Source organism: Mesorhizobium loti CJ3sym, from assembly GCF_000472785.1.
GTDB classification, from domain to species: Bacteria; Pseudomonadota; Alphaproteobacteria; order Rhizobiales; family Rhizobiaceae; genus Mesorhizobium; species Mesorhizobium loti_E.
This window is the reverse complement of sequence record NZ_AXAL01000021.1, coordinates 37,893-61,778: the sequence shown is the minus strand read 5'-3', so window position 1 is coordinate 61,778 and position 23,886 is coordinate 37,893. Positions and strand designations below refer to the sequence as shown.

The window sequence follows — 23,886 nt, the reverse complement described above, 5'->3', positions numbered from 1 at the left end:
ATTCGCGACTGGAGCAGCGAAATATGCGACCTGTGCCGCTATCGCAATTCGTCCAGCAGCTCGGGATGTTTTTCCAGCAGCGTCATCAATTGGATGGTCGGGCCGCTCGGCTCGATCAAGCCTCGTTCATACTTGTCAAAAGCATTTTCGCCGACCTTGAACAGGGATCCGGCCTCGCGCTGTGACAGTTTCAGCTTCGTACGCATACGTCGGATGGTTGCGGGAGCTGGAACGCCGTCAATCTTTTCCTTGAGGGCGCGAAGGCACGCGTCGACAGCAATCATATCGTCTCCGACATGCACCCCCTCGTCCCCAGAGGCCGGATAATAGCCCGGAAGGTCGACTACCATGCTCTCGCCCTTATAGGTCACGGTGAATGGACGCACCTGACGCGTCAGGGTTTCCCCGGTTTCGGGGGAAATCATGGTTTTTCCTGCGGTCACTTCCATAGCCTATGGTTGCCACCATAAAGGTGGCAATTCAAGCAGTAGGCCCTCAGTTCAGTGGAATCTCGTTCTCGCCCTTGCTTGCCTGGTAGGCGCCGGACAACTCGTCGTAGCGGACCGAGATCTTGCCGATGCGCGCCTCCAGCCGCTGGCGCTCGGCCTCGGGCAGCGCCCGCACCAGCCTGCGGATCGAAAAACTTTTCCAGTAGGCGTTCTCGGCATTGTAGCCGCCGGGGTCGAGGGTGAAGACCTCTTTCAGGATTTTCAGGTCGTGCGGGATAGCAAAACTGTCTCGCGAATCCTCATGGCTGAACAGATAGTAGAAATTGTCGAAGCCGGTCCAGGTGATCGCCGATAGGCAGAGCGAACAGGGTTCGTGCGTGGCGATGAACAGCGCGTCCTTGGTGTCGACGCGCTCGGCCCTCGGCATTTCGTAGAAACGCTTCAGGCAATGCACCTCGCCATGCCAGAGCGGGTTTTCGATCTCGTTGTTGGTTTCGGCTAGCACCAGCGAGCGGTCGTCCTTGCGCAGGATCGCCGCGCCAAACAGCTTGTTCCCATGGGCAACACCTTCCGCCGTCTTCGGCACGATGTCGTGTTCGATGACGTCGAGCAGGCGGTCGATCAGCGAAATGTCGGTCATGAAGGAATCCCGTCGGGGAGATGGATCTCGTAGGCGTGCGAGAAATGGAACTCTTCGAGGTTGGAGCCGTCACCGCCACGGTCGACGATCAGGAAATCCTGGGCCTCGCCGAGCGGCGTCAGCACGCCGTGCCAGAGATTGCGGGCATAGTTGATGCCTTGTCCGGGCGCGGTGATGAAGGCGTGCGGCTCGCCTGGCCCTTCATCACCATCATGGCAGACGACGACCAGGAACGGGCGAGGCGACAGCGGGATGAACGCCTGGCTGCCCAAGGGATGGCGCTCCACCATGGTCAGCTTCAGCGGCAGTTCATAAGGCGTGCCGCGCACCATCGAGATCAGCACGCGGGCGTTCGGCCCAGCGGCTTGCGCCGTGGCAAGGTCGTGGTAGCGTTCGGCGCGGCCGCCATTGATCGGGTAGTGGTTGTCGCCGCCCATGTCGATGACATCGCCGAACCCGGCAAAGGCCTCACGGGTCAGCTTCTGTGCTGTGATGCGGGTCACCGCGCGCCGCCGCCAATGCCCGCCCCGCCGAGCTTGGCGTGCCGGTTGACATCCTTGTAGAGCAGATAGCGGAATTTGCCCGGACCGCCGGCATAGCAGGCCTGCGGGCAGAAGGCGCGCAGCCACATATAGTCGCCGGCCTCGACCTCGACCCAGTCCTGGTTGAGGCGATAGACCCCCTTGCCCTCCAGCACATAGAGCCCGTGTTCCATGACATGTGTCTCGGCGAAAGGAATGACCGCACCTGGCTCGAGCGTAACGATGGTCATATGCATGTCGTGTCGCAGATCGGCCGGATCGACGAACCGCGTCGTCGCCCAGCGGCCCTCGGTGCCGGGCATCGGCGTCGGTGCGATCTCCTGCTCATTGGCGAAGAAAGCTTCCGGTATGTCGAGACCATCGACCACTTCGTAAGTCTTGCGAACCCAGTGGAAGCGGACTGGCGCCTTGCTTTCGTTGCGAACCGTCCAGCCGCTGGCCGGCGGCAGGAAGGCAAAGCCGCCGGGCCTTAAACTATGCTTCTTGCCGGCGAGCAGAACGGTCAATTCGCCTTCGACCACGAACAGTGCGCCCTCGGCGCCGGCGTCGGGCTCCGGCCGCTCGCTGCCGCCGCCGGGCGCGACCTCGACGATGTATTGCGAGAAGGTCTCGGCGAAGCCGGACAGCGGTCGCGACAGGATCCAGACGCGGGTCTTGTCCCAGAACGGCAAGGCGCTGGTGACGATGTCCTGCATCACCCCCCTGGGGATGACGGCATAGGCCTCGGTGAAGACGGCGCGGCCTGTCAGCAGCTCTGTCTGGCCGGAATGGCCGCCATGCGGCGCATAATAGGTTCGCTCGGGCATCGTGATCGTATCCATGGGTTCAAACCTATTGCGGTAGCATATCCCTGAGACGGAGCAGCGCGATGCGCTCCACCTGTTTGCAGGCGGTATCGAGTTCGACGCCACGGCTGTTGCCGATGCGCGCCTCGAATTCGGCGAGGATCTCTTCCTTGGTCTTGCCCCGCACCGCGATGATGAAGGGGAAGCCGAAGGTGGTGACGTAGGCGGCGTTGAGTTTGGAGAACAGCTCGCGTTCCTTGTCGGTCAAAGCGTCGAGGCCGGCGGAAGCCTGTTCTTTGGTCGATTCCGCTGTCAGCCGCCTGGCCTTGGCTAGCTTGCCGGCAAGGTCGGGATGGGCGTTGAGCACGCCCAGCCGCTCGGTCTCGCTGGCGGCGCGGAAGATACGGCAGAGCGCATTGTGCAGGCCGCCCGCCGTGTCATGCGCCGGGCCGAGCTCCAGCTCGTAGGCCCGCTCGGCAATCCAGGGCGAATGTTCGAACACGCCGCCAAAGGTGTGGACGAAGGTTTCGAATTCCATCTTCGAGGGCCTGAGCGCCGCCGGCTTGTAGGGGTGATTCTCCTGCCAGTGCCTGGCGATGTCGATGCGCCGCGCCAGCCAGACCTTGTCGTGCGATTTGACATAGTCGACGAAGCGCTTCAGCGCCGCCACTCGGCCCGGCCGCCCGACGAGCCGGCAATGCAGGCCGATATTCATCATGCGTGGCCGGCCGGCCTTGCCCTCGGCATAGAGCGTGTCGAAACTGTCCTTCAGATAGGCGAAGAACTGATCGCCCGAATTGAAGCCCTGCGGCGTGGCGAAGCGCATGTCGTTGGCGTCGAGCGTATAGGGAATGATGAGCTGCGTGCCGCCGCTGTGCTCGAACCAGTAGGGCAGTTCGTCGTCGTAGGTGTCGGAGACGTAGTCGAAGCCGCCCTCTTCGGCCACGATGCGCACCGTGTTGACCGAGGTGCGGCCCGTATACCAGCCGGTCGGACGCTCGCCGGTCACCTCGTAGTGCAGCTTGATCGCCGCTTCGAGGTCGCGGCGCTCGTCCTCGGCGCTATGGTCGCGATAGTCGATCCACCGCAGCCCGTGCGAGGCGATCTCCCAGCCGGCTTCCTGCATGGCTGTGACCTGATCGGGCGAGCGGGCGAGTGCTGAGGCAACGCCGTAGCAGGTCACGGGTACCTGGGCCTCGCTGAAGAGGCGCAACAGCCGCCAGAAGCCGGTCCGCGCGCCATATTCGTAGATTGATTCCATGTTCCAATGGCGCTGGCCGACCCATGGGGCGGCTCCGACGATCTCCGACAGGAAGGCTTCCGAGGCCTTGTCGCCGTGCAGCACGCAGTTCTCGCCGCCCTCTTCGTAATTGACGACGAACTGCACCGCGACATGCGCGCCGCCGGGCCATTTCGGATCCGGCGGATTGGCTCCGTAGCCGCGCATGTCTCTGATATAACGCATTGCCCCTCCTGCCGGGCATTGCCCGAAAGTGTGATCAGGATATCGAAAGGGTGCTTCTCGCATTCCCCCGAAAATTTTTGAAAGTGTTTTTGTCGCACTCCGCTCGACCGGGACTTATGCATCGCCTTTAATTGGCGCACAATTCATCACTATTGTTCTGATGTACCAGGATGGGAGGCGGCCAATGGCAGAGACGTCGAAAGCCGATGGCGGGCGCCTGACGACCCACGTGCTGGACACGGCGACCGGCAAGCCGGCGGCCGGGTTGTCAATCGCGCTCTATCGTCTCGATGGCTCGGCCAGAACACATCTGAAGACGGTCGCGACCAATGCCGACGGCCGTTGCGATGCACCGCTGCTTGCTGGCAGCGATTTCCGCACCGGCGAATACGAACTGGTTTTCGCGGCTGGTGACTATCTGCGCGGCTTGGGGACAAAGCTGCCCAATCCCGCCTTCCTCGACTGCGTGCCGATCCGCTTCGGTATGGCCGACGCGGTGCACTATCATGTACCATTGTTGCTCTCGCCCTACGGCTATTCGACCTACAGGGGGAGCTGAGGCATGGCCAGGGTTTCTATCCGCAACGAGATCCGCTTCATCCTGAACGGCAGGGATGTCGTGCTGTCATCGGTGGCGCCCGATGAGACCTTGCTCGACTGGCTGCGGCTCGACCGTTCGCTGCGCGGCACCAAGGAAGGCTGCGCCGAGGGCGATTGTGGCGCCTGCACCGTGCTGGTCGGCAAGCTCTCCGCCGGCGGGCTGGTCTACGAAAGCGTCAATGCCTGCATCCGCTTCCTCGGTTCGCTCGACGGCACCCATGTCGTGACGGTCGAGCATTTGCGCGGCGAGCCTGGCCAGTTGCATCCTGTCCAACAAGCGATGGTCGATTTCCACGGCTCGCAATGCGGCTTCTGCACGCCGGGCTTCGTCATGTCGCTCTACGGCCTGTGGATGAAATCGCCGGATCCGTCGAACGGGGCAATCGAAAAGGCCCTGCAAGGCAATCTCTGCCGCTGCACGGGCTACGAGGCGATCATGCGCGCCGCGCACGCCATCTCAAGCTACGGCAAGGCGGCGAAGGATCCGCTGGCGGTGGAGCGCAAGGCGATCACGGCGAGACTGGAGGCCTTGCATGACGGCGCGCGGGTCGAGATCGGTTCAGCCAAGGCGCGGCTCATCGTGCCGGCCAATGTCGACGATTTCGCCGCCATACTGGACAAGGAACCCGGCGCCACCATCGTTGCCGGTTCGACCGATGTCGGCCTGTGGGTGACCAAGCACATGCGCGATATTTCACCGGTGGTCTTCATCGGCAATCTCGACGGGCTGTGCACCATCTCCGAAGACAAGGGCGTGATATCGATCGGCGCCGGCGTCACCTATACCGAAGCCTTCTCGACGCTCGCCAAACGCGTCCCGGCGCTGGGGCCGCTGTTCGACCGTATCGGCGGCGAACAGGTGCGCAACATGGGCACCATCGGCGGCAATATAGCCAACGGCTCGCCGATCGGCGACACGCCGCCACCCTTGATCGCGCTCGGCGCGCGGCTCACGCTGCGCAAAGGCAAGAAGCGGCGCACGATCCCGTTGCAGGATTTCTTCATTGCTTACGGCAAGCAGGACCGGCAACCGGGTGAATTCGTCGAGGCGGTGCACGTGCCGGTGCCGGCGAAGGAAACGAAATTCGGCGTCTACAAGATCACCAAGCGCCGCGACGAGGACATCACGGCGGCACTCGGCGCCTTTTTCCTGACGCTGGCCAAGGACGGCACGGTCGCCGATGTGCGCATCGCCTATGGCGGCATGGCTGCGACGCCGAAGCGGGCGTCTTCTGTCGAACAGGCGCTGTTCGGCAAACCCTGGACCGAAGCGACCGTCGAGACGGCAATGGCCGAATACGCCAGGGATTTCACCCCGCTCACCGACATGCGGGCGTCAGCCGAATACCGGGCTCTGGCGGCCAGAAACCTGTTGCTGCGCTTCTTTGTCGAAACCACCGGCACCAAAGCACCCTTCCTGGTGTCACGCAACGAGGCGGCCTGATGAACGAGCACGCCACATCAAATCTCAAGCCCGAGAAGATCGTCGGCGGCGTCGCCACCGACCAGCGGCATGATTCCGCCCACAAGCATGTCAGCGGCACCGCCGTCTATATCGACGACATGCCGGAGCCGGAAGGCACGCTGCATGTCGGCCTCGGCCTGTCGAAGGTCGCGCATGGCACGCTGAAGAGTGTCGACCTCTCGGCCGTGCGGACAGCCCCCGGCGTCCTCGATGTGCTGACCTATGCCGACGTGCCCGGCGAAAACGACGTCTCGCCCAGCAACATGCATGACGACCCGGTGTTGGCGGAAGGCAAGGTGCAGTTCTTCGGCCAGCCGATCTTCGCGGTCATCGCCGAAACACGGGACGCTGCGCGCCGTGCCGCGCGTCTGGCCAGGATCGAATATGAGGAGCTTCCAGCCATCCTCGGCATCTGGCCGCTGGATCCGCTCCAGGACAGGCTGGTCACCACGCCGCTGACTTTGCGCCGCGGCGACGCGGCCGCCGCGATCGCCGCGGCGCCCCGCCGGGTGAAGGGGCGCATGAAGCTTGGCGGACAGGACCATTTCTACCTCGAGGGCCAGGTATCGTTGGCCGTGCCGGGCGAAGACGACGAGGTCACAGTCTATTGCTCGACCCAGGGGCCGAGCGAGACCCAGCACCTTGTGTCCCATGTGCTCGGCGTACCCAGCCATGCAGTGACGGTCGAGGTCCGGCGCATGGGCGGCGGCTTCGGCGGCAAGGAAACACAGGCCAACCAGTGCGCGGCGATCGCCGCGATCGCGGCCAAGAAGCATAAGCGGGCCGTCAAGGTCAGGCTCGACCGCGACGAGGATATGACCGCCACCGGCAAGCGGCACGACTTCGCCATCGATTATGAAGTCGGCTTCGACAACGAGGGCAATATCCTCGGCGTCGACTTCATGTTCGCCCTCAATGCCGGCTTCTCGGCCGACCTGTCCGGCCCTGTCGGCGACCGTGCGCTGTTCCATTGCGACAACGCCTATTTCTATCCGAACGTCCACGCCAAATCGGCGCCGCTCTACACCAACACCGTTTCCAACACGGCCTTTCGTGGCTTCGGCGGCCCACAAGGCATGATTGGCGCCGAGCGCGTCATCGACGAGGTGGCGTTTGCCGTCGGCAAGGATTCGCTCGAAATCCGCAAGCTGAATTTCTATGACCCGATGGAGGCGATCGGCGCGCGCAACGTCACGCCCTACCACCAGAAGGTCGAGGACAACATCATCCAGCGCATCGTCGCCGAACTCGAGGAAAGCGCCAACTATGCGCGGCGGCGGCGCGAGATCCAGGCCTTCAACGCCAACAGCCGCTTCATCAAGCGCGGCCTGGCGCTGACACCGGTGAAGTTCGGCATCTCCTTCACCAAGACCGAGTCCAACCAGGCCGGCGCGTTGGTGCATGTCTATGCCGACGGTTCGGTGCACATGAACCATGGCGGCACCGAAATGGGGCAGGGCCTGCACCTTAAGGTGGCGCAGGTCGTGGCGGAAGAGTTCCAGATCGATCTCGCCAGGGTAAAGATCACCGCCACCACCACCGCCAAGGTGCCGAACACGGCGCCGACCGCTGCATCCTCGGGCGCCGACCTCAACGGCATGGCGGCGCAGGATGCGGCGCGGCAAATCCGCAAGCGGCTCACCGATTTCGCCGCCGAGAAATATCAGGTGCCGGTCGATCAGGTGGTGTTTCTGCCCAATCGGGTTCGCGTCGGCAACCAGGAAATCAGCTTCAACGACCTGATCAAGCAGGCTTTTATTGCACGCGTGCAGCTCTCGGCCGCCGGCTTTTACAAGACGCCAAAGATCCATTGGGACCGCAGCAAGGGACAGGGCCACGCCTTCTACTACTACGCCTATGGCGCGGCTTGCTCCGAAGTGTCTGTCGATACGCTGACCGGCGAATATGTCGTCGAGCGCGCCGATATCCTGCACGATTGCGGCCGCTCGCTGAACCGGGCGATCGACATTGGCCAGGTCGAGGGCGGCTTCATCCAGGGCATGGGTTGGCTGACGACGGAAGAGCTCTGGTGGGACGACAAGGGCCGGCTGCGCACGCATGCGCCGTCGACCTACAAGATCCCGCTGGCCTCCGACCGGCCGAAGATTTTCAACGTGGCGCTGACCGATTGGTCGCAGGCCTATGAGCCGACCATCCATCGTTCCAAGGCGGTCGGCGAGCCACCGCTGCCGCACGGCATGTCGGTTCTGCACGCACTGTCGGACGCGGTGGCCAGCGTCGCCGACCACAAGATCTGTCCGCGTCTCGATGCGCCGGCGACGCCGGAACGCGTGTTGATGGCAATCGAGCGGTTGAAGAAAGAGGTCAAGGCAGGCGCCTGAAACGAGCGAAACGTGCAATCCAGGCCGAAAAAGCCTATATTTCCCAATAGGGAAGCTAAGATGAACTCGAAAGTGCAAAGCCTGAAAGCCTTTCTTGCCAGCGCCGGCCGGGTCGCGCTGGTCGAAGTGGCCGGCACCAAAGGCTCGACGCCTCGCGAGAAAGGCGCCTTCATGCTCGTCTCGGCATCGGCGATTCTTGGCACGATCGGCGGAGGTCAGCTCGAATACATGGCTCTCGACAAGGCGCGGCAGATGGTAATGCCGTCCGGTCGGCTTGGTTCGGTCGGCCGTCTTCAATCGAGTTCCCGCATCGAGGTCGACGAAATCTGCGCCACCCTCGACGTGCCGCTCGGGCCGGAGATCGGCCAATGCTGCGGCGGGCGTGTCGAAGTCTTGATCCGACTTGTCGATGCCACGCTCGCTGCCGAGCTGGTTGCGACGGCGGAAGCCGAACAGGCACACCTGCCGCATGTCTACGTCTTCGGCGGCGGGCATGTCGGCCAGGCGCTGGCCGCATCGCTCGCGCTCTTGCCCATTCATACCGTCGTCATCGAGACCCGCGCCGAGGCGCTGGAAGGCATGCCGGAAACCGTCGAAACCCGTTTGACGCCGATGCCCGAGGCCGAGGTACGCAAAGCTCCCCCAGGCACCGCCTTCGCCATCCTCACCCACGATCACGCATTGGATTTCCTGATCGTCACCGAAGCGCTGAAGCGTGACGACGCGGCCTATGTCGGCATGATAGGCTCGAAGACCAAGAAAGCGACCTTCAAGAATTGGTTCCTGAAATCGGCTGATGGTAGCGAAGCGGAGTTTGCCCGCCTCGTCTCGCCGATCGGCGGCGATGCCGTCAAGGACAAGCGCCCTCCGGTGATCGCGGCACTCGCAGCCGCCGAGATCATGACGGCGCTGGTCGTTCACAACGCGGCCGTGAGTGCCGACCACCAGGTCCGGCAGGACAAGGTGATGGCTGGTTAGCCATCGCCGCCTCGTCAGTTTTCAATCGCCCGAACCACGCATTTGCGCTATCCACCCGGCATTGCGGCATGAGGCGAAGACACATGGATGTTCTGAAGATCGCGGCCTTTTCGGATGGCAACACCGGCGGCAATCCGGCCGGGGTGCTGATCGGCGATGTCTTGCCCGATGCGGCCGAAATGCAGCGTCTGGCGGCGGAGGTCGGGTTCTCGGAAACCGCGTTTGCCGCACTGGATGGAGACAACTGGCGGGTGCGCTACTTCTCGCCGGAAACCGAAGTTCCCTTCTGCGGTCACGCCACCATCGCTCTGGGAGCGGCTTTGGTTCGACAGTTTGGCGATGGAATTTTCCCGCTGACCCTCAACCAGGCCAACATCACCGTCGAAGGGTTCCGCGATGGCGCGAACGTCGCCGCCGCCTTGCAGTCGCCGCCGACACGCAGCAAGCCGGCGCCGCTCGCGCTGATTGCCGAGGCGCTGGCGCTGTTCGGCTATGATGCGGCCGATCTCGATCCGGCCATTCCGCCGGCGCTGATCCATGGCGGCGCGGACCACCTTGTGCTCGCCCTCAAATCGCGCGAGGCACTGGCCGCCATGCGCTACGAGCTGAAAGCCGGGCAAACCCTGATGCGGCGTAATGGGCTGGTCACGATCCTGCTCGCTTATGCCGAAACGCCACGGCTGTTCCACACGCGCAATCCCTTTGCCTCGGGTGGGGTCTATGAGGATCCGGCTACGGGAGCGTCGACAGCGGCCTTTGCCGGTTATCTCAGAGACATCGCCTGGCCGCATGGCGGCGCGATCGATATCGTGCAAGGCGAGGACATGGGCATGCGCTCGCGTCTGCATGCCAATATTGCGCCCGAGATCGGCAGCTCGATCAGGGTCTCAGGCACGGCCCGGATGATGGACGAAGCATAGAAGCTGCCGGCATCAGTCCGGCCGTTTCAAGCCGAGGTGGTCGCGCAGCGTTCGGCCTTCGTAGTCCCAGCGGAACAGGCCGCGCCGCTGCAGTTCCGGCACGACCAGCGTGGCAAAGGCATCGAGCTCACCGGGGAAATAGGACGGCATGACGTTGAAGCCGTCGGCAGCGCCGCCTTCGAAACGCGCCTGCAACTCGTCGGCGACCTGCGCCGCCGTGCCGACGATGCGCCAATGGCCGCGCGCCCCTGCGAAGTGGCGGGCAAGCTGGCGGATGGAAAGGCCGTCGCGGCGTGATTGCTCGACCACCAGCGCCTGCCGGCTTTTCATGCCTTCGCTCTCCGGCAGTTCGGGCAGCGGCCCGTCGATCGGATAGCGCCCGAGATCGGAGATGCTGAGATAGCTGGACAGCAGCGCCACACCGACATCGTCGGGGATCAGCGCTTGCAACTCCTCATGTTTCTCGCGGGCTTCTGCCGCGGTTTCGGCCACCACGGGTGAGACGCCGGGCATGATCTTGATGTCGTCGGGCTCACGTCCATAGGCGGCCATGCGCCCCTTGAGGTCATCATAAAAGGCCTTCGCTTCCTCGAAAGTCTGCGCCGCCGTGAAGACCACGTCTGCGGTGCGGGCGGCAAGGTCGCGGCCGACATCCGAGGCGCCGGCCTGGACCATGACCGGCGCGCCTTGCGGCGAGCGCGGCAGGTCGAGCGGGTCGCGCACCGAAAAGCTCTGGCCGTCATGGCCGGAAGCCTTGCCGCGCCAAAGCCCGGTCACCACCTCGGCGAATTCGCGCGCCCGCTCGTAGCGGTCGGCATGGGGCTTGAGCCCGGTCGCGCCGAAATTGGCGGCTTCGATGGGGCTGGCTGACGTCACCAGGTTCCAGCCGGCCCGGCCGCCACTCAGATGGTCGAGCGACAAAAAGGTGCGCGCGAGGCCATAGGGCTCGTTGTAGCTTGTCGAGGCGGTGGAAACGAGGCCGATGCGGCTGGTTTGCGCGGCCAGCGCAGACAGCAGGCTGATCGGCTCGAAGCCGATCGAACGCGACGTCTGGCTGGCGATGTCGATATTGGCCTCACGCAGACCGGCGGCATCCTCGCAGAAGATCATGTCGAACTTCGCCGCTTCCGCCGTGCGTGCCAGCTGGATGTAATGGTCGATGTCGATGCCGGCCGTTACATGCGCCTTGGGATGGCGCCAGGCGGCGATATGGTGGCCCGTCGCCCACAGAAAGGCGCCGAGCTTCATCTGCGCGGTCATTGCTCACCTCCACCGGAAAGGCCAAGATGCGAGCGCAACGTCGTCCCGCGATAATTCTCTCGAAACAAGCCACGCCGCCGCAGATCCGGCACGACAAGATCGGCGAACTCGTCGAGTGCCGAACGCTGTGCCGGCAGCTGGATGTTGAACCCGTCGCAGCTTTTCGACTGGAACTGTTCTGCCAGCCGGTCGGCAGCGACGGTCGGCCCACCGTCAGTTGGTGAGACATTCACCAGCAATTTCACAGCAACGGGATCGCGCCCGCAGGCGGCAACGCGGCGCCTCAGATCGTCATAGCGTGCTTTCGCGCCTTCGACCGATCCGCTCTCCAATAAAATGACATCGGCGGTACGGGCGGAAATGTCCAAGTCGGCTTCCGACAGGCCCGACAGCACCAGAACCGGCGTATCCTGCGGCGAGCGCGCGACGTTCAGCGGTCCGCGCACGGAGAAAAATTCGCCTTTGTGGTCGAGCAAATGCATCTTCTCGGGAATATGGAAGCGACCGGCGCTCTTGTCGAACAGGAGCGCATCCGCATCCCAGCCCCGCCACAAGCCTTGAACGATGCCGATATATTCCTCAGTGCGACGACGAAAATCCGTGTCCGAAAACCCTTCCGGTCTGCTGAAATTGGTGGCCTCGCGTGGAGCCTGCGCCATCGTCGCGTTCCAGCCGCTGCGGCCATGGCTGATGATGTCGAGCGAGGCGAAACGGCGCGCCAGATTGTAGGGTTGGTGGGCAATGGTCGAGGCCGCGGCGACGAGGCCGATCTTGCTCGTCACTGTCGCCAGCGCGGCCAGCAAGGTCGTCGCTTCGAAGGGCATCTGCTTGTCTGCTTCACCACCCGACGCCGGCGCGGAATCGGCAAGCACCACCATGTCCAGTCCGGCGGCTTCGGCCTTTTGCACAAGACCAGCAAGACGGCTGAATTCCGGCTCGGGCGATGGATCGGCGGTTTCCGCAAACAGCGAAACGGCAAGATGCATTGTGGCGCCGTTGTCCATCGATAATCCCTGCAGGGCGAAACAGAACCGAGACTATGTTCGCCGCTTCCAGGGATGGCAACCGCTGGCGCTGGGCCAACCGCTGGTCACGTGCCGGCCAGCCGTCACTTTCAGGTCAGCCTCTACTTTCCGGCCAGAAGGTCATTGATCAGCCGCTGGCAGCGCTCGGCCATGAAATCGAGCAGCAGCCGCACCTTCGGGTCCTGCAACTTCTTGTGCGGATAGACGGCGGCGAATTGCACCGGCGTCGGCGGCGTGCTGGCCAGGATCACCTTCAGCCGCTGGTCGCGAATGAAGGGTTCGACCTCGAAGCGCGGCTTGTTAATGATGCCGCGCCCGGACAGTGCCCATCCGGTCAGCACATCGCCATCGTCGGTGTCGTAGGGCCCGTGCACCTCGAACTTCTGCGGTCCGGCGGGAGTCTGCAGCGTCCAGACATATTCGCGCGCGCCGGAATAGCGCAGCATCAGACAATCATGCTTCTTGCCGATCAGTTCCTGCGGCTCTATCGGCTCGCCGCGTGCCTCCAGATATTTCGGCGCCGCCACCAGCACACGCTCGCACTCCATGATGCCGCGCATCCTAAGGCTGGAATCCTCAATGATGCCGAGCCGGAAGGCGACATCGATGCCTTCCTTCATGATGTCGACATTGTGGTCCGAGAGCCTCAGCCGCACCTCGATATCAGGGTATTTGTCGTGGAAATCGGGAATGCCCGAGGCCACCAGCCGACGGCCGAGGCCAAGCGGTGCGGTCACTTTGATAGTACCGCGCGGCTGGCCGGACAACGCCGAGACGGCGGCCTCCGCCTCGGTGATCGCTTCCAGCACTTGCTTGGCGCCCGCGTAAAAAACAGTGCCATGTTCGGTCGGCATCAACTGCCGTGTGGTGCGGTTGAACAGCCGCACGCCAAGGTGCTTCTCCAGTTCCTTGATGCGGTTGGAGGCGACCGCCGGCGAAATCCGCATGTCGCGCCCGGCCGCCGACAGATTGCCGAGTTCGACGACGCGAACGAAGACGGCTATGTTGTCGAGATAGGCCATGCGGTTCCGTGGCTTTCCCAGGGCCGCCTTCGGGCGGCTCCCATCCTGCTGCGTGGGGTGAGCTTAGTATTTTCCATTTTTTTTTGAAAGTCATCGTACACCTCGCCTCTTTCCGTTTGCGCACGAGCCCGTAAAGTCAGCCAATCGGCAGGGACGACTTCAATGATGGATTTCGCGATTTTCTGGGAATGGCTGAGCTTCGCCGTGCGCTGGCTGCATGTCATCACCGGCATCGCCTGGATAGGTTCGTCGTTCTATTTCGTCGCGCTCGATCTTGGCCTGCGCCAGCGTCCGGGCATGCCGGTCGGCGCCTTCGGCGAGGAGTGGCAGGTGCATGGCGGCGGCTTCTACCACATCCAGAAATATCTGGTGGCCCCGGCCGAAATGCCCGAGCATTTGACCTGGTTCAAATGGGAATCCTACGCCACCTGGCTGTCCGGCTTCGCCATGCTGTGCGTGGTCTACTATGCCGGGGCGGATCTGTTTCTGATCGATCCCAATGTGCTGCCAATGTCGGTACCGGTCGGCATCCTTTTGTCGATGGCGACAATCGGCGTCGGCTGGGTGGTTTATGATCTCCTGTGCCGCTCGCCGCTCGGCAAAAGCGACACCGGCCTGATGCTGGTGCTCTATGGCGTGCTGGTGTTCATCGCCTGGGGACTGACGCATCTCTTCACCGGCCGCGCCGCCTTCCTGCATCTGGGCGCCATCACCGCCACGATCATGTCGGCCAATGTCTTCATGGTTATCATCCCCAACCAGAAGATCGTGGTCGCCGATCTCATCGCCGGCAGCAAGCCCGATCCGAAATACGGCAAGATCGCCAAGCAGCGCTCGCTCCACAACAATTATCTGACGCTGCCGGTTCTGTTCCTGATGCTGTCGAACCACTATCCCTTGGCGTTCGCCACGCAGTTCAACTGGGTCATCGCCTCGCTGGTGTTCATCATCGGCGTGCTGATCCGGCATTATTTCAACACCGTGCACAGGCGTGCCGGAAATCCGCACTGGACCTGGCTCGGTGCCCTTGTCCTGTTCATCATCATCATCTGGTTGTCGACCGTGCCCAAGGTGCTGACCGGCGAACCGAAGGCCGCCGCCTCGGCCGATATCTACATCGCCTCGGCGCATTTTCCGGCCGTGCGCGACACTGTGCTCGGTCGCTGTTCGATGTGCCATGCGGCCGAACCGGTCTATGAAGGCATCTATCACGCACCCAAGGGCGTGATGCTGGACACCGACGCTGACATCGCCAACCATGCCCGCGAGATCTACCTGCAGGCCGGCCGCAGCCACGCCATGCCGCCGGCCAACGTCAGCCAGATCACTGACAAGGAACGGGCGCTGCTGGTGGCCTGGTTCGAAGGCGCAGGGAAATAGCATGATTTCGACACTTCTGCGCGGCCGCACGCTGTCCTTCGTGCGCTGGCCGCAAACCATCGACGATCTTTCGGCCTGGCGCTACGAGGAAGACGGCGGCCTGTTGATCCGCGACGGCAGGATCGTCGCCGCAGGTGCCTATGCGGATGTCGAGGAACAGGCCGGCGAGGGGACAAAAAAGATCGATCACCGGCCGCATCTGCTGCTGCCGGGCTTTATCGATGCCCACGTACATTTCCCGCAGATGCAGATCATTGCCTCCTATGGCGCCGAACTGCTCGACTGGCTGAACACCTACACCTTCCCGGAAGAAACGAAATTCGCCAACGCCCAGCACGGACGCCGCATTGCGCGGCTCTTCCTCGACGAGATGGTGCGCCACGGCACAACAACGGTCGCCGCCTATTGCTCCGTGCACAAGGCCTCCGCCGAAGCCTTTTTTGCCGAGTCGCACGACCGCAACATGCTCAACATCGCCGGCAAGGTGATGATGGACCGCAACGCGCCCGAGGGCGTACTCGACACGCCGCAATCCAGCTATGACGATACGAAGGCGCTGATCGCGGAATGGCATGGCAAGGGCCGCCAGCTTTACGCCATCACCCCGCGCTTCGCCATCACCTCGTCGCCGGAACAGATGGAGCTGGCCGGCGCGCTCTGCCGCGAACATCCCGATCTGCACATGCAGACGCATCTTTCGGAGAACCACGCCGAGATCGCCTTCACGCAAGAGCTTTATCCGTGGTCGCGCGACTACACCGACGTCTACGAGCATTACGGTCTGCTGGGGGAGAAGAGCCTGTTCGGCCATTGCATCCATCTGTCGGAGCGCGAGGCGGATGCGCTTTCGGACAGCGGCTCGGTGGCGGTGTTCTGCCCGACCTCAAACCTGTTCCTCGGCTCCGGCCTGTTCGACTATCAGCGCTTTCGCCGCCGCGACAAGCCGCTCCGGATCGCCGCTGCCACCGATGTCGGCGGCGGCACCAATTACTCCATGCTGCGCACCATGGACGAAGGCTACAAGGTGATCGCGCTGAACGGCGAGAAGCTGAACCCGTTCCAGTCCTTCTGGCAGATCACGCGCGGCAATGCCGAAGCGCTGTCGGTGGCCGGCAAGATCGGCACGCTGGATGAAGGCACCGACGCCGACATCGTCGTGCTCGATGCCAGGGCGACACCAGCGATGCGGCTAAGGATGGAAACGGCGCAGACGCTGGCGCAGGAATTGTTCCTGCTGCAGACGCTGGGCGACGACCGCGCCGTGCGCGAGGTCTATGTCGCAGGGCGGGCGGCGAAGAGCGATATGATCGCAGGGTAGGTCCCCCTCACCCGGATTGCCAAAACCGAATTGCGAAGGGCAATTCGGGGCAATCCGACCTCTCCCCGAGGGGAGAGGAGCAAGCCGAGACCTGTGCTCGTCTCTTCTCCCCTCGGGGAGAAGGTGGCCGCGAAGCGGGCGGATGAGGGGGCCGCCACGACCGGAGCTTGACCCAGCAGAGCTTGTCGTACAAACGAAGTGAGACTGACTTCGGAGAAAGAAAATGGCCGTTGCTGACGACATCGCTCTGATCCGCAAACAGGAAGAAACCCTGGTCTTTGCCGCCTTCGATGAGGCCGTCGCCTTCAAGATCGGCTCCGCCATCCGCGATCGCGCACTGGCCGAGAACCTGCCTGTCATCGTCGAGATCAGGCTGTGGGACCGGCCGCTGTTTTACGCCGCAATGCCGGGCTCGAACGCTTCCAATCCCGACTGGGCACGGCGCAAGATCAACGTCGTCAGGCGGTTCCTCAGAAGCACCTACCGTCTTGTGCTGGAGCAGCAGCGCCCCGACCGCACCTTCAAGGTCGGTGAAGGCTTGGACATAGCGGATTATGTGCTCGCTGGCGGCGGCTTTCCGGTCACCGTCAAGGGCGCCGGCGTCATCGGCGTGATCGCGGTGTCCGGCCTGCCGGAACGCGAGGATCACGGCGTCGTGGTTGATGCGCTGTGCGATCATCTGAGTATCGACAAGCGTGGGCTGGCGCTGGCTGCGGAAACCGAATGACCGTGCTCGACCCCAAGACCTTCCTCACCTCGATCTTCAATGCAGCCGTCGCCGCGGCCGATCCGGAGCGGACCATCAGGGATCATCTGCCGGCGAAACCAAAGGGCCGCACCATCGTCATCGGTGCAGGCAAGGGCTCAGCACAGATGGCAGCCGCCTTCGAGAAGGTCTGGGATGGTCCGATCGAAGGGCTGGTCGTTACACGCTACGGCTATGGCGCCAAATGCGAGCGCATCGAGATCATCGAGGCCGCGCATCCGGTACCGGACGCCGCTGGCCTCGAAGCCTCGCGGCGCCTGCTGGCCAAGGTTCAGGGACTGACGGCGGATGATCTGGTCGTGGCGCTGATTTCCGGTGGGGGTTCCGCGCTGCTGCCGTCACCCGCCACCGGCCTGACGCTGGCCGACGAGATCGCCGTCAACGAGGCGCTGCTCGCTTCCGGCGCGCCGATCGCGGCGATGAACACGATCCGCAAGCATCTTTCCACCATCAAGGGTGGCCGTCTCGCCGCAGCCGCCTGGCCGGCCAAGGTGGTGTCGCTGGTTGTGTCGGACATTCCCGGCGACAATCCGGCACTTGTCGCCTCCGGCCCGACGGTTCCGGATACCGGCAGCCGTGAGGCTGCGCTGGCGTCGATATCGGCCTATGGCATGAAGCTGCCAGCCTCGGTGATCGCGCACATCAATTCGCCGGCGGCCGATGCACCCAACCCCGACGATCAGCGCTTTTCGCGCAACGAGGTGCATCTGATCGCCTCGGCCGGCGTGTCGCTGGAAGCGGCAGCGGCCGAAGCCAGGCGGCAAAGCATAGAGGCCGTTATCCTCTCCGATGCCATCGAGGGCGAAGCGCGCGAGGTTGGCGGCGTTCACGCGGCCATCGCGCGCGAAGTGGCGACGCGCAACAGGCCCTTCCAAAAGCCGGTGCTGATCCTGTCCGGCGGCGAAACCACGGTAACCCTGCGGGCGAAGGGCAAGGGCGGTCGCAATTCGGAATTCCTGCTTGCCTTCGCCATTGGCATCAACAGCGTTGAAGGCATCCACGCCCTGGCCGCCGACACCGATGGCATCGATGGCTCGGAGAACAATGCCGGCGCCTTCGCCGATGGTTCGACCGTATCGCGCATGCGTGCGGCCGGCGTCGATGCCAAGGCCATGCTGGCCGGCAACAATGCCTGGACGGCCTTCAATGCGGTCGGCGATCTTTTCGTGCCGGGGCCTACAGGCACGAATGTGAATGATCTCAGGGCGATTCTGATCCGTTAGGCAAACGATCAAGCAGCCATCAACCGCTTCACCTCTCTCATATCCCGCAAAAACCGCTCGCATTCCGCCTCCCTCTCGGCCGGCTCATGGATGCGCAGGATAAAGGACGGATGGATGGTGATGAACACGCGCAATCCATCCTCACGCTCGATCACCTGCCCGCGCATTTTCGTCACCGGGATTGCCTTGCCGAGCAACGACAGCGCGGCCGTTGCGCCAAGCGCCACCGCAAGCTCAGGCTTGATCAGCGCGAATTCCTGGTCGATCCACCAGCGGCAGGCCTGCACCTCACCGGCATTCGGCTTGGAGTGGATACGCCGCTTGCCGCGCGGCTCGAATTTGAAATGCTTGACCGCATTGGTGACGTACACTTTTTGCCGGTCCACGCCTGCGTCATCGAGGATGGCGTCGAACACCTTGCCCGCCGGACCGACGAAAGGTTTGCCGGCGATGTCTTCCTGGTCGCCAGGCTGTTCGCCGACGAAAATCACCTTGGCATTGTCAGGCCCCTCGCCAAATACGGTCTGCGTCGCGTCACGCCACAGCGGGCAGCGGCGGCAACCTTTCGCCGCCTCGCGCAACTCGGAAATGGTGCCGGCGTCGTCATCCTGCGGCGTTTCGGCTGGCTGCTTCGGCCAATGTTTGGCCTGAACCCTCGCATGGTGCGGCGCTGGAGTCGTCGGCATCTTCGCAATCATGGCTATAGCGGCATTGTCCGCTCCCGCGATCAGCTCTGGAATGAGCGAGGCCTCGGGAAGGTTCCGCCAATATTTCTTCGGCATTTCCTTCTGCATGGCTTTCACCTTCAGCCGCGCCGGGTTGAAGATGTTCTCGAAATAGGTGCGCCACAGCGCCTCGGTGTCGTCCTGATCGGGCGCATCGCCCTTGGCGGCACCCGGCCCGATCGCCAGCCTTTCGCCGTCCCAGTCGGCGGAAGCATCGGGCGTCAATATCGTCCAGCGCATGCCGGTGAAACGCCTGACGAAGAAATCCGCGTTGCGCTCGACGATGAAATGATCGGGCTCGAACCACGCGACATAGCGTTCCTCAGAGCCATCGCCGATCTTCCGGAAACGCACGAAGGCATGCATCTTGTGGCTGTCGCGCCGCACCGCTTTTTCCATCGCCTCGAGCCGCCTGGTGTCGGGATCCGATGCGATCGCCAACAGCTTCGGTTCGGTCCGCAAGCGCCACAGCATCCGATAGAGAAAGGCAACCCGGGTGGGGTCGGAATGGCAAAAGGCGGTTTCGGCATGCCCGATAAAATCACGCGGCACGACAAGCTGCGCGCCCACAGGCGCGGCAGGCAAATCGCACGGCGGCTGATCGGAACCGGTCGCGACATGCCAGCTGATGTCTTCGGGCTTGATCTCGTTCAATGCCAGCCGCCGTGCCGCGTCGCGCCAGCCGGTAAAATCGGTCTCGCTGTCGAGCCGAACACTGTATCGGGCAAGGTTGAGCTCGGCCGGCCGCATGGTCAAAACAGCGACAGCTGTTCGCAGGAGCGCACGATCTTGTCGCGCAAGCCCTGCTTGTCGGTGAGCGTTCCCGGCGACCAACCTTCGGCGATGATGAATGGCCTGAGCTTGGCGATCGACTGGCAAATTCGCCCGACATCTTCCAGCCGCAGCCGCCTGTGGCGGCGGGTCGCTAGAATTTTGGCCACCACCTTGGTGCCGAGACCGGGCACGCGCAGCAGCGATTCACGGTCGGCGCGGTTGATGTCGACCGGAAACTGTCCCCTGTTGCGCAGCGCCCAGGCGAGCTTGGGGTCGATGGCAAGGTCTAGCATGCCGTCGCTGCTGCCAGCCAGAATTTCCACCTGCGAAAAGCCATAAAACCGCATCAGCCAGTCGGCCTGGTAAAGCCGGTGCTCGCGCATCAGCGGCGGCTTCTGCAGGGGCAGGGACGATGACGAATCCGGGATCGGGCTGAAGGCCGAGTAGTAAACGCGCCGCAGATGATAGCTGCCATAGAGCCGGGCGCTGGTGTGCAATATGCCATCGTCCGATGTCTTGTCGGCTCCGACGATCATCTGCGTCGACTGGCCGCCGGGCGCGAAGCGTTCGCGCTTTTTGGTCCGGAGCGTCGGCTCGGCCTTTTCTTCCATCTTCTGGCGCAACTTCGCCATGGAAAGCCGGATCGTTTCCGGCTTCTTTTCCGGCGCCAATTTCTTGACGCCCTCATCGGTCGGCAGCTCGACATTGATCGACAGCCGGTCGGCGTAGAGCCCGGCCTGCTCCACCAGTTCTGCCGAGCTTTCCGGGATAGTCTTCAGATGGATATAGCCGGAGAATTTCTCGTCCAGCCGCAGCCGTCGCGCCACCTCGACCATCTCACCCATGGTCTCATCTGGCGAGCGGATGACGCCCGAGGACAGGAACAGGCCCTCGATGTAATTGCGCCGGTAGAAATCCATGGTCAGCTTCACCACCTCGTCGATGCTGAAGCGGGCACGCTTCACATTCGAGGACGAGCGGTTGATGCAGTAGCTGCAATCGTAGATGCAGAAATTGGTGAGCAGGATTTTCAGCAGCGAAATGCAGCGCCCGTCCGGCGCGTACGAATGGCAGATGCCCATGCCTTCGGTGGAGCCAATGCCGCCGGATTTCAGCGAATCCTTTTTTGCAGAACCCGACGAGGCGCAGGAGGCGTCATATTTGGCGGCATCGGAAAGGATCGCCAGTTTTTCACGAACAGTGAGTGCGCTCATATGTTCATGGTATGTTCTATGATGCCGATACGCTACCTCATTTGATGGTGGCGGCGAAAAAGTGATGGCCGCCCGCTATCAGGTCGTCACACCTCGTGCAGGTAGAGGTGATAATCCAGTTCGCTGACCGTGCGGGCTACGCGCAGATATTCGGACTGCTTGATCGCCACGAAGGTGCGGTGCAGGTCCTCGCCAAGCGCGCCTTTCAGAAAGCTGGATGCCCTTGCAGCTTCGATGGCGCCGCGCCAATCCGCTGGCATCGTCGTGCGCGTGACAGCCGCCTCATAGCCATTGCCGGTCGTTTCCGGGCCGGGGTCGAGACCTTCGTCGAGACCCTTGATGATGCCGGCGAGCACGGTTGCCGCGATCAGATAGGGGTTGGCGTCGACGCCCGATGGCCGGTGCTCGATGCGCCGGTTCTTGGCGTCGCCCGCCGGCACGCGCAGCGCCACCGAGCGGTTGTTGACGCCCCAGGTCGGCGCTACCGGCGCGTAGGATTGCGAGACGAAGCGCCGCCAGGAATTGGCGTGCGGCGCAAACACCAGCATGGATTCCGCCATCGTCTGGATCAGCCCGCCGAGCCCTTGCAATAGGGGCAGTGACCAGCTCTCGCCACCGGCTTCGGCAAACACGTTTCTGCCTGATTTGTCCTGCAGCGAGACGTGGAAATGCATGCCCGAGCCGGCATATTTCTCGATCGGTTTGGCCATGAAACAGGCGGTCACGCCATGCCGGCGCGCCTGTGCCCGCACCAGCCGCTTCAGCATGACGAGGTCGTCGGCCGCCCGCATCACATCCTTGCGGTAGTTCAGCGTCAGTTCGTACTGGCCAGGCGCATATTCGGAAATTACGGTTTCGGCCGGAATGCCCTGTGCCTTGGCGGCGGCGTAGATGTCGGAGAACAGCGGCTCCATGCCGTGCAGATGGTCGACGGAATAGACCTCGGTCTTGCCCGAGACACGGCCATCGAGCACCGCGCGCGCAGGCTGCACCTTGCCATCGGCATCGCGTTCATTGGCAAGGAGAAAGAATTCCAGCTCGAAGGCGCCGGCCGGGTACAGGCCCTTGGCCGCCAATATGTCGACCTGCCGGGCCAGCGCCAGGCGCGGGTCCGACGACATTGGCTGGCTGTCAAGGTGATACATCGCCATCAGCAGCTGGCCGCGCGGCGGGTTCGTGCCGTAAAGCGGCACCAGCGTGCCGGGGATCGGCCATGCCCTGAGATCGCCGTCGCCGGTCGTCCAGATCAGCCCGGTTTCGTGCACATCCTCGCCGGTGATGTCGAGGCCGAGGATCGAGATCGGCATGTGCCGGCCGCCCTCGAAAATGCTTTTCAGCTCGTGCCGGCGCACTATTTTGCCGCGGCCGACGCCATTGGCATCGGTCAGCACGATATCGAAGGCCTCGATCTCGGGATGGGCGTCGAGAAAGGCTTGTGCCTCAGCGGGCGACGACCCCGATGGCGAGGTCAGGGTGGCATTGGGATTGTCCATGGCCGCTTGTCTCATGCCGCAAGCTTTGCCGCAACCGCGGCGAAGGCGCTGATCAGCCGGTTGACCTGGGCACCTGACGTCGCCGGCGAGATGAGCATCATATTGTGGAAGGGCGCGATCAGCACGCCGCGATTGACCAGCGCGACATGGATGGCGGCCTCCAGTTCCGGCGCATGCGCCGTCTCGGCTTCCGCGCCGTTGCGCAGCGGGCCGGGCGCGCAGATGAATTCGACGCGCGCACCGACGCGGGCGACATGCCAGGGCAGGCGATAGCGGTCGATCACGCCGGTCAGCCCGGCATCGAGCCGCCGCGCCAGATGGTCCATGCGGTCATAATTTTCCTCAGTCATCACTTCTTCGAGTGTGGCGCGCATGGTGGCGAACTGCAGTGGGTTGGCCGACAGCGTAGTGCCCATGCCGGAATAGCCGGGCTCCTTGGTCCTGTTGTAGTCGGCGTAGCGCGAGGCGACTTCATCGCTCATGCCCCACACGCTTGCCGGTACGCCGCCGGCGATCGGCTTGCCCAGCACGAAGAAGTCCGGGTCGAGCCCGTATTTCCTGGTGTAACCGCCGGGGCCGGTCGAGATCGTGTGCGTCTCGTCGATCACGAGCAGCGTGCCGGCAGCGCGGGTCAATCGGCGCAACGCGTCATGGAAACCGGGGTCGGCCAGCACCATGCAGGAGTTGGTCAGCACCGGTTCGGCGATGACGCAGGCGACATCCCTGTCCTTCAGGGCTGCTTCAAGTGCCGGAATGTCGTTGAATTCGATGACCTTGGCCGTGCGGGTCAGGTCGCGAAATTCGCCTGCCAGCCCAGGCCGGTTGACGGGCTTGCCATCGATCAGACGCACCATCGTCTCGTCGACCGAGCCATGGTAGCAGCCGTTGAAGACAAGGATCTTTTCCCGCCCGGTGATGGCCCGGGCCACACGAAGCGCAAAACGGTTGGCATCGGTCGCCGTCGTCGCGATCTGCCAGAACGGCAGGCCGAAACGCTGCTGCAGCAGCGGTCCGATGGCGAGAGCGTCTTCCGAAGGCAGCATATAGGTCAGTCCGCGACCGGCCTGGCGGCGGATGGCGCGCGCCACCGGCGGCGGCGAGTGGCCGAACATCGAGCCGGTGTCGCCAAGGCAGAAATCGTCGAGCCTGTTGCCGTCTATGTCGGTGATCGCAGCACCCCTGGCGCTGTCGACCAGGATCGGAAACGGCGTCGGCCAGTCGTTCATCCAGTGCATCGGCACGCCGCCGAAGAAGCCGGGCAGACCATTGCCGACCTTGGCCTGGGATTTCGGCCGCGCCGCGCGGAAGGTCGCCCCTTCGGTCTCGCGCAATTGCGCGATGCGGTCACGGCTGATGCCGCCGATGGTCTCTGAACTGTCGCTGCTGTGCATGGAATCCCCTCTGATAGGTTGCTCTTAGCCAATCAACCCCCGCGACCGCAATTGGCCGCGCGTCTGTCCTGCATTGGCTCAGTTGCCAGCGGCGGCGCTTGACCCTCTC

General features: G+C 63.3%; 21 protein-coding genes. 9 read left to right on the top strand and 12 right to left on the bottom strand.

Features of this window, described 5'->3' with window-relative positions:
- Nucleotides 1-38: 38 nt before the first annotated feature.
- From A3A9_RS0126000 to puuE, 5 genes are read right to left on the bottom strand one after another with little or no spacing between them, the layout of a single operon-like run.
- Nucleotides 39-443: a type II toxin-antitoxin system MqsA family antitoxin gene (locus A3A9_RS0126000; protein WP_245279121.1), complete on the bottom strand. Its 405-nt coding sequence runs from the start codon at nt 441-443 to the stop codon at nt 39-41.
- A gap of 52 nt (nt 444-495) precedes the next feature.
- Nucleotides 496-1,089, bottom strand: coding sequence for a nucleoside deaminase (locus tag A3A9_RS0125995; protein ID WP_027061260.1), 594 nt, complete (start codon nt 1,087-1,089; stop codon nt 496-498).
- Complete coding sequence (locus A3A9_RS0125990) at nt 1,086-1,592, bottom strand: ureidoglycolate lyase (protein WP_027061259.1); 507 nt, start codon at nt 1,590-1,592, stop codon at nt 1,086-1,088. Before A3A9_RS0125990 ends, A3A9_RS0125995 begins: the two co-directional genes overlap by 4 nt.
- Complete coding sequence (locus tag A3A9_RS0125985; protein ID WP_027061258.1) at nt 1,589-2,452, bottom strand: bifunctional allantoicase/(S)-ureidoglycine aminohydrolase; 864 nt, start codon at nt 2,450-2,452, stop codon at nt 1,589-1,591. Before A3A9_RS0125985 ends, A3A9_RS0125990 begins: the two co-directional genes overlap by 4 nt.
- Nucleotides 2,453-2,462: 10 nt before the next feature.
- Nucleotides 2,463-3,881, bottom strand: a complete 1,419-nt coding sequence (gene puuE / locus A3A9_RS0125980; protein WP_027061257.1) for an allantoinase PuuE — start codon at nt 3,879-3,881, stop codon at nt 2,463-2,465.
- 184 nt (nt 3,882-4,065) lie between these two features.
- Here puuE and uraH point away from each other — a divergent pair, with 184 nt between their 5' ends.
- The 5 genes from uraH (at nt 4,066) to A3A9_RS0125955 (ending at nt 10,186) form a co-directional block, all read left to right on the top strand.
- Nucleotides 4,066-4,440 carry a hydroxyisourate hydrolase gene (uraH, locus tag A3A9_RS0125975; protein ID WP_027061256.1) on the top strand — a complete coding sequence of 125 codons (375 nt, stop codon included), beginning with the start codon at nt 4,066-4,068 and terminating at the stop codon, nt 4,438-4,440.
- A gap of 3 nt (nt 4,441-4,443) precedes the next feature.
- Nucleotides 4,444-5,925 (top strand): xanthine dehydrogenase small subunit, encoded by a 1,482-nt coding sequence (xdhA, locus tag A3A9_RS0125970; protein ID WP_027061255.1) that lies wholly within the window; start codon nt 4,444-4,446, stop codon nt 5,923-5,925.
- Complete coding sequence (gene xdhB / locus A3A9_RS0125965) at nt 5,925-8,288, top strand: xanthine dehydrogenase molybdopterin binding subunit (RefSeq protein ID WP_027061254.1); 2,364 nt, start codon at nt 5,925-5,927, stop codon at nt 8,286-8,288. Before xdhA ends, xdhB begins: the two co-directional genes overlap by 1 nt.
- Before the next feature lie 60 nt (nt 8,289-8,348).
- Nucleotides 8,349-9,266, top strand: coding sequence for a xanthine dehydrogenase accessory protein XdhC (gene xdhC, locus A3A9_RS0125960; protein ID WP_027061253.1), 918 nt, complete (start codon nt 8,349-8,351; stop codon nt 9,264-9,266).
- A gap of 83 nt (nt 9,267-9,349) precedes the next feature.
- The gene (locus tag A3A9_RS0125955) at nt 9,350-10,186 is read left to right on the top strand and encodes a PhzF family phenazine biosynthesis protein (RefSeq protein ID WP_027061252.1); all 837 of its coding nucleotides are present in this window, start codon (nt 9,350-9,352) and stop codon (nt 10,184-10,186) included.
- Between the two features lie 12 nt (nt 10,187-10,198).
- Here A3A9_RS0125955 and A3A9_RS0125950 read toward each other — a convergent pair whose 3' ends face one another.
- The 3 genes from A3A9_RS0125950 to A3A9_RS0125940 all read right to left on the bottom strand — a co-directional run bounded on the left by A3A9_RS0125950 (nt 10,199) and on the right by A3A9_RS0125940 (nt 13,493).
- Complete coding sequence (locus A3A9_RS0125950; RefSeq protein WP_027061251.1) at nt 10,199-11,446, bottom strand: LLM class flavin-dependent oxidoreductase; 1,248 nt, start codon at nt 11,444-11,446, stop codon at nt 10,199-10,201.
- Nucleotides 11,443-12,450, bottom strand: a complete 1,008-nt coding sequence (locus tag A3A9_RS0125945; protein WP_027061250.1) for an LLM class flavin-dependent oxidoreductase — start codon at nt 12,448-12,450, stop codon at nt 11,443-11,445. The genes A3A9_RS0125950 and A3A9_RS0125945 overlap by 4 nt, the downstream gene beginning before the upstream one ends.
- 122 nt (nt 12,451-12,572) lie before the next feature.
- A complete protein-coding gene (locus tag A3A9_RS0125940; protein ID WP_027061249.1) occupies nt 12,573-13,493 on the bottom strand; it encodes a LysR family transcriptional regulator in 921 nt (306 codons plus the stop codon).
- A 162-nt stretch (nt 13,494-13,655) separates the two neighbouring features.
- Between A3A9_RS0125940 and A3A9_RS0125935 the strand changes: the two genes are divergently transcribed.
- From A3A9_RS0125935 to A3A9_RS0125920, 4 genes are all read left to right on the top strand, one after another.
- Nucleotides 13,656-14,873 carry a urate hydroxylase PuuD gene (locus A3A9_RS0125935; RefSeq protein ID WP_027061248.1) on the top strand — a complete coding sequence of 406 codons (1,218 nt, stop codon included), beginning with the start codon at nt 13,656-13,658 and terminating at the stop codon, nt 14,871-14,873.
- A gap of 1 nt (nt 14,874) precedes the next feature.
- Entirely contained in the window at nt 14,875-16,191 is a 1,317-nt protein-coding gene (gene guaD / locus A3A9_RS0125930; protein ID WP_027061247.1) for a guanine deaminase, read from the top strand.
- A 223-nt stretch (nt 16,192-16,414) separates the two neighbouring features.
- A complete protein-coding gene (locus A3A9_RS0125925) occupies nt 16,415-16,918 on the top strand; it encodes a heme-degrading domain-containing protein (RefSeq protein WP_027061246.1) in 504 nt (167 codons plus the stop codon).
- Nucleotides 16,915-18,180, top strand: a complete 1,266-nt coding sequence (locus tag A3A9_RS0125920) for a glycerate kinase type-2 family protein (RefSeq protein ID WP_027061245.1) — start codon at nt 16,915-16,917, stop codon at nt 18,178-18,180. Before A3A9_RS0125925 ends, A3A9_RS0125920 begins: the two co-directional genes overlap by 4 nt.
- 8 nt (nt 18,181-18,188) lie before the next feature.
- Here A3A9_RS0125920 and A3A9_RS0125915 read toward each other — a convergent pair whose 3' ends face one another.
- The 4 genes from A3A9_RS0125915 to A3A9_RS0125900 all read right to left on the bottom strand — a co-directional run bounded on the left by A3A9_RS0125915 (nt 18,189) and on the right by A3A9_RS0125900 (nt 23,777).
- On the bottom strand, nt 18,189-19,655 hold the full coding sequence (locus tag A3A9_RS0125915) for a UdgX family uracil-DNA binding protein (protein WP_027061244.1): 1,467 nt from the start codon (nt 19,653-19,655) through the stop codon (nt 18,189-18,191).
- Between the two features lie 2 nt (nt 19,656-19,657).
- Nucleotides 19,658-20,893 carry a putative DNA modification/repair radical SAM protein gene (locus tag A3A9_RS0125910; RefSeq protein ID WP_027061243.1) on the bottom strand — a complete coding sequence of 412 codons (1,236 nt, stop codon included), beginning with the start codon at nt 20,891-20,893 and terminating at the stop codon, nt 19,658-19,660.
- A gap of 86 nt (nt 20,894-20,979) precedes the next feature.
- On the bottom strand, nt 20,980-22,401 hold the full coding sequence (locus tag A3A9_RS0125905; protein WP_051371165.1) for a glutamine synthetase: 1,422 nt from the start codon (nt 22,399-22,401) through the stop codon (nt 20,980-20,982).
- Nucleotides 22,398-23,777: an aspartate aminotransferase family protein gene (locus tag A3A9_RS0125900; protein WP_027061241.1), complete on the bottom strand. Its 1,380-nt coding sequence runs from the start codon at nt 23,775-23,777 to the stop codon at nt 22,398-22,400. Before A3A9_RS0125900 ends, A3A9_RS0125905 begins: the two co-directional genes overlap by 4 nt.
- Nucleotides 23,778-23,886 lie beyond the last annotated feature (109 nt).

Bases quoted from the DNA above. Each gene is read 5' to 3' on its own strand.
- A3A9_RS0125920 (WP_027061245.1), top strand. From the start codon at position 16,915: ATGACCGTGCTCGACCCCAAGACCTTCCTCACCTCGATCTTCAATGCA.
- A3A9_RS0125935 (WP_027061248.1), top strand. From the start codon at position 13,656: ATGATGGATTTCGCGATTTTCTGGGAATGGCTGAGCTTCGCCGTGCGC.
- A3A9_RS0125940 (WP_027061249.1), bottom strand. From the start codon at position 13,493: ATGGCCTATCTCGACAACATAGCCGTCTTCGTTCGCGTCGTCGAACTC.
- guaD (WP_027061247.1), top strand. From the start codon at position 14,875: ATGATTTCGACACTTCTGCGCGGCCGCACGCTGTCCTTCGTGCGCTGG.
- A3A9_RS0125955 (WP_027061252.1), top strand. From the start codon at position 9,350: ATGGATGTTCTGAAGATCGCGGCCTTTTCGGATGGCAACACCGGCGGC.
- A3A9_RS0125985 (WP_027061258.1), bottom strand. From the start codon at position 2,452: ATGGATACGATCACGATGCCCGAGCGAACCTATTATGCGCCGCATGGC.
- A3A9_RS0125915 (WP_027061244.1), bottom strand. From the start codon at position 19,655: ATGCGGCCGGCCGAGCTCAACCTTGCCCGATACAGTGTTCGGCTCGAC.
- A3A9_RS0125995 (WP_027061260.1), bottom strand. From the start codon at position 1,089: ATGACCGACATTTCGCTGATCGACCGCCTGCTCGACGTCATCGAACAC.
- A3A9_RS0125905 (WP_051371165.1), bottom strand. From the start codon at position 22,401: ATGAGACAAGCGGCCATGGACAATCCCAATGCCACCCTGACCTCGCCA.
- xdhA (WP_027061255.1), top strand. From the start codon at position 4,444: ATGGCCAGGGTTTCTATCCGCAACGAGATCCGCTTCATCCTGAACGGC.
- A3A9_RS0125945 (WP_027061250.1), bottom strand. From the start codon at position 12,450: ATGGACAACGGCGCCACAATGCATCTTGCCGTTTCGCTGTTTGCGGAA.
- A3A9_RS0125910 (WP_027061243.1), bottom strand. From the start codon at position 20,893: ATGAGCGCACTCACTGTTCGTGAAAAACTGGCGATCCTTTCCGATGCC.
- A3A9_RS0125925 (WP_027061246.1), top strand. From the start codon at position 16,415: ATGGCCGTTGCTGACGACATCGCTCTGATCCGCAAACAGGAAGAAACC.
- xdhB (WP_027061254.1), top strand. From the start codon at position 5,925: ATGAACGAGCACGCCACATCAAATCTCAAGCCCGAGAAGATCGTCGGC.
- A3A9_RS0125900 (WP_027061241.1), bottom strand. From the start codon at position 23,777: ATGCACAGCAGCGACAGTTCAGAGACCATCGGCGGCATCAGCCGTGAC.
- uraH (WP_027061256.1), top strand. From the start codon at position 4,066: ATGGCAGAGACGTCGAAAGCCGATGGCGGGCGCCTGACGACCCACGTG.
- puuE (WP_027061257.1), bottom strand. From the start codon at position 3,881: ATGCGTTATATCAGAGACATGCGCGGCTACGGAGCCAATCCGCCGGAT.
- xdhC (WP_027061253.1), top strand. From the start codon at position 8,349: ATGAACTCGAAAGTGCAAAGCCTGAAAGCCTTTCTTGCCAGCGCCGGC.
- A3A9_RS0125950 (WP_027061251.1), bottom strand. From the start codon at position 11,446: ATGACCGCGCAGATGAAGCTCGGCGCCTTTCTGTGGGCGACGGGCCAC.